Genomic DNA, 3,395 nt, shown 5'->3' on the forward strand with positions numbered 1-3,395 from the left:
CGCAGCGTGCGCTCGCCGCCGTTGCGCAGGACGAGTTCGGCGACGACGGGCTGGCCGAGGAGCACGCGCCCGGGCAGCCGCCGCGTCACGGCGATCCTGCGGGGGTCCGGTGCCGCCGCGGCGTCGCCGAGCATCGCGACGAGGCACAGCAGCACCCACCCCGCGGCCGCGATCCACGCGTCGACACCAGCCGCCGAGAGCAGCACGACGGGCAGCGCGCCGAGGGCGACGAGCAGCGGCAGACGACCGGTGACGTACATGCGGCTCAGATCGGAACGCGGGTCTGCTGCAGCACCGAACCCAGCACGGCGTCGACGGACACGCCCTCGAGCTCGGCGTCGGGACGCAGCCGGATCCGATGGCGCCACGTCGGCAGCAGCATCGTCTGCACGTGGTCCGGCGTGATCGCCGGGTACCCGCCGAGCCATGCCCACGCCTTCGACGCCGCGAGCAGCGCGGTCGCCGCGCGCGGGCTCACCCCGAGCTGCACCGAGGGGCTCCGGCGCGTGGCCTGCGCGAGATCCACCACGTAGCCCAGCACATCGTCCGAGACCGTGACGGATGCCGCGGCCCGCTGTGCCGCGCGGATCTCGTCGGCGCTCGCCGCACGGCGCAGGCCCGCACCCGCGAGGTCACGCGGGTCGAAGCCGCTCGCGTGGCGGCGCAGCACCGCGAGCTCGGCATCCCGTGCCGGCACCTCGACGATGAGCTTCAGCAGGAACCGGTCGAGCTGCGCCTCGGGCAGCGTGTAGGTGCCCTCGTGCTCGATGGGGTTCTGGGTGGCCGCGACGAGGAACGGGTCGGGCAGGGGGCGGGTGACCCCGTCGGTCGAGACCTGGCGCTCCTCCATCGCCTCGAGCAGAGCCGCCTGGGTCTTGGGCGGCGTGCGGTTGATCTCGTCCGCGAGCACGACGTTCGTGAAGACAGGGCCCGCGCGGAACTCGAACTCGCCGGTCTTCGCGTCGTACACGAGTGACCCCGATACGTCGCCAGGCATGAGATCGGGCGTGAACTGGATGCGCTTCGTGTCGAGACCCAGCGCCGTCGAGAACGCGCGGACGAGGAGGGTCTTCGCGACGCCGGGTACGCCCTCGAGGAGCACGTGACCACGCGACAGCAGGGCGATCAGCAGGCCCGTCACCGTGCCGTCCTGCCCGACCACGGCCTTGCCCACCTCCAGCCGCACGCGGTTCATCGCCTCGCGCAGGGCGGCGTCGTCGAGGGGAGGGCGGTCCGTCGCGGCGGGCGCCTCGGTGCTCGCAGTGGCGGGCGTATCCGTCATCGGGGACTCCTTTCGGGGCGGACGGCCGTGCGCACGGCGTCCTCGAGGTCTCTCAAGCGGGTGCTCAGGGCGACGAGGTCCGCGTCGCTGCGGGGGACGTCGTCGATCAGGATGCCGCGCGCGATCCTCCGGTCGAGCCCCGTGCGGCTCGCGGCGGCGTCGGCGATCTCGGGGGCGGCGGCGTTCGCGCCGAGGCCGAGGAGGGCGGCGATGCGCCGCAGCGCGCCGATGCGCAGGCGGTCCGCGGCGTGGAGCGGATCGCCGGCGCGCGCGTAGAGGCGGGCGCGCCCCTCGGTCGTCTCGGAAGCGCGCACCGTGACGGGCAGGGTCTCCGCCACGAGCGGCCCGAACCGGCGGCCGCGCCAGACGCCCGCGGCGACGCCCGCGATCAGGAGGAGGACGATGACCGCGCTCACCCACGGCGGCGTGAGGTCGCCGAGCGACGGGTTCGCGTTCGCGAGGTCGGTGTCGCCGGGAGTCGGGACGTACCAGACGACGAGCGGATGCCGCCCCAGCAGGTTCACCGCGAGCGCCGCGTTGCCGTTCTCGGCGAGGTGCTCGTTGGCGAAGAGCGGTCGGGCATCGACCGCGGCGACGCGGCCGTCATCGGCGGAACGGACGAGGAGACCGGAGCCGGCTGCCGCCGGGTAGCACGCCTCGGAATCGCCCGCGCTGTATACCGCCCCCGGAGCGACGGACCCGGCGCGCAGCGCCGCGTCGACGTCGCAGTCGGGCTCGACCGCCGTGTCGGGGGCGATCCCGGCGGGCGCGGAGCCCGGGAGCAGGAGATCGAGCGTGCGGGCACGGGGCTGGATGAGCACGACGTCGGTCGCGTCGGCGGCGAGCTCGGCGATCGCGTCGTCCGACAGCGCCGGCGCGTCGGGGAGGACGAGGGTTGCGGGCGCCGTGCCCAGGATCTGCGACGCGGACGCGCGGTCTCGCACCACTCGCACCTCGACGCCGTGGTCGCGCAGGATCTCGGCGAGGGCGCGGGTGCCGCCCGGGCCGGTCGAGTCGGGGTCGAGCGCGTCGCGCTGCGCCCACTGATTCGCCGCCGACACCGCCCCGCCGATTCCGCCGATCACGAGCAGGGCGAGCCCGATCGCGACCCACGCCGCGATCCGCCGGCTGCGCCGGGGCCCAGCTGGGCCCACGCGTCCGACACCGCCCCGCGCGCCCGCGCCGGGTGGCGGGGACGCGGGGACCGGAGTCGACGTGTCGAGCGCAGCCGCCGTCATGCGGAGCCTCGGCAGCTCGTGGCGGGTGCACAGAATCGGAGGCATTCGGCGACACGCCGCCCGGTGGTCGCGCCACACGGAGTGTCGACCAGAATCTCCGATTCTGTGTGCGGGAGTCTCATGCGGGGACCTCCTCCCAGGTGACCGGGCGGGCCGCGGAGACGGCGTCGTCGGCGGACTCGACGAGACGGTAGAGGTCTTCGCTCCCCGGACGCCGCAGGTAGCGGACGTCGTCGAACGCGGTGGCCGCGGCTTCGAGCCGGGGCTCGAGTGCGGGGAAGGCCGCGCCTGCGGCGCGGGCGAACGCGTGCACGGTCGCGCCAGGCGGCGGGTCGACGACACCGCGTTCGAGGCAGCCGCGCGCGAGGGCGCGGAAACGCAGCACGATCGCCGTGTCCCAGTCGGCCGCGCGGGCGCGCTCTGCGGCGGCCGCACGAAGCTCGGCGGCGGAGCGGTGCTCGGCCTCGCCGAACAGGAGCGGCGTCCGCGACGCGGCACGCCGGGTCACCCGCGGCACTCCCCACAGCAGGAACGCCGCGATGATGACGACGGCGACGACGATCGCGGCGACGAGCGCGAACGCCGAGCCCCATCCGCCGGAGAGGTCCGGATTCAGCAGCGACGCGAGGAAGTCGCCGACGGCGCGCGCGATGCGGTCGAACGGCGTCGGTTCGGCCACGTCGTACGCCGGGTCCGACAGCTCCTGCTCCGCCCACCGCCGCGCGTCCTCACCGTCCGGCGTGAGCGGCGGGACGGCGTCGGACGCGCGCGCGATCGCGCGCACAGCGGCGGGGATCAGGCCCACGGCGACTCGCGGTCGGCGCCGTCGGGTGCGGCGCCGGGGGCGGTCCAGCGGGTGGGGGAGCGCTCGTCCG

3 protein-coding genes and 1 pseudogene are annotated in these 3,395 nt (G+C 75.3%); all 4 read right to left on the minus strand.

What is annotated here, in order from left to right:
* Positions 1–260: pseudogene (locus AC3A46_RS19415) on the minus strand (DUF58 domain-containing protein); the annotation flags it as partial.
* Positions 261–265: 5 nt separating this feature from the next.
* Positions 266–1,282 carry an AAA family ATPase gene (locus AC3A46_RS19420; protein ID WP_056370478.1) on the minus strand — a complete coding sequence of 339 codons (1,017 nt, stop codon included), beginning with the start codon at positions 1,280–1,282 and terminating at the stop codon, positions 266–268.
* Entirely contained in the window at positions 1,279–2,520 is a 1,242-nt protein-coding gene (locus AC3A46_RS19425) for a DUF4350 domain-containing protein (RefSeq protein ID WP_487666687.1), read from the minus strand. The genes AC3A46_RS19420 and AC3A46_RS19425 overlap by 4 nt, the downstream gene beginning before the upstream one ends.
* Before the next feature lie 118 nt (positions 2,521–2,638).
* The coding region (locus AC3A46_RS19430; RefSeq protein ID WP_487666688.1) for a DUF4129 domain-containing protein at positions 2,639–3,395 on the minus strand (757 nt) is incomplete at its 5' end.

It is taken from the genome of Microbacterium sp. Soil_C_42 (genome assembly GCF_057656735.1).

Excerpts from the sequence above, each read along its gene's own strand:
- AC3A46_RS19420 (WP_056370478.1), bottom strand. The coding sequence starts at position 1,282 with ATGACGGATACGCCCGCCACTGCGAGCACCGAGGCGCCCGCCGCGACG.
- AC3A46_RS19425 (WP_487666687.1), bottom strand. The coding sequence starts at position 2,520 with ATGACGGCGGCTGCGCTCGACACGTCGACTCCGGTCCCCGCGTCCCCG.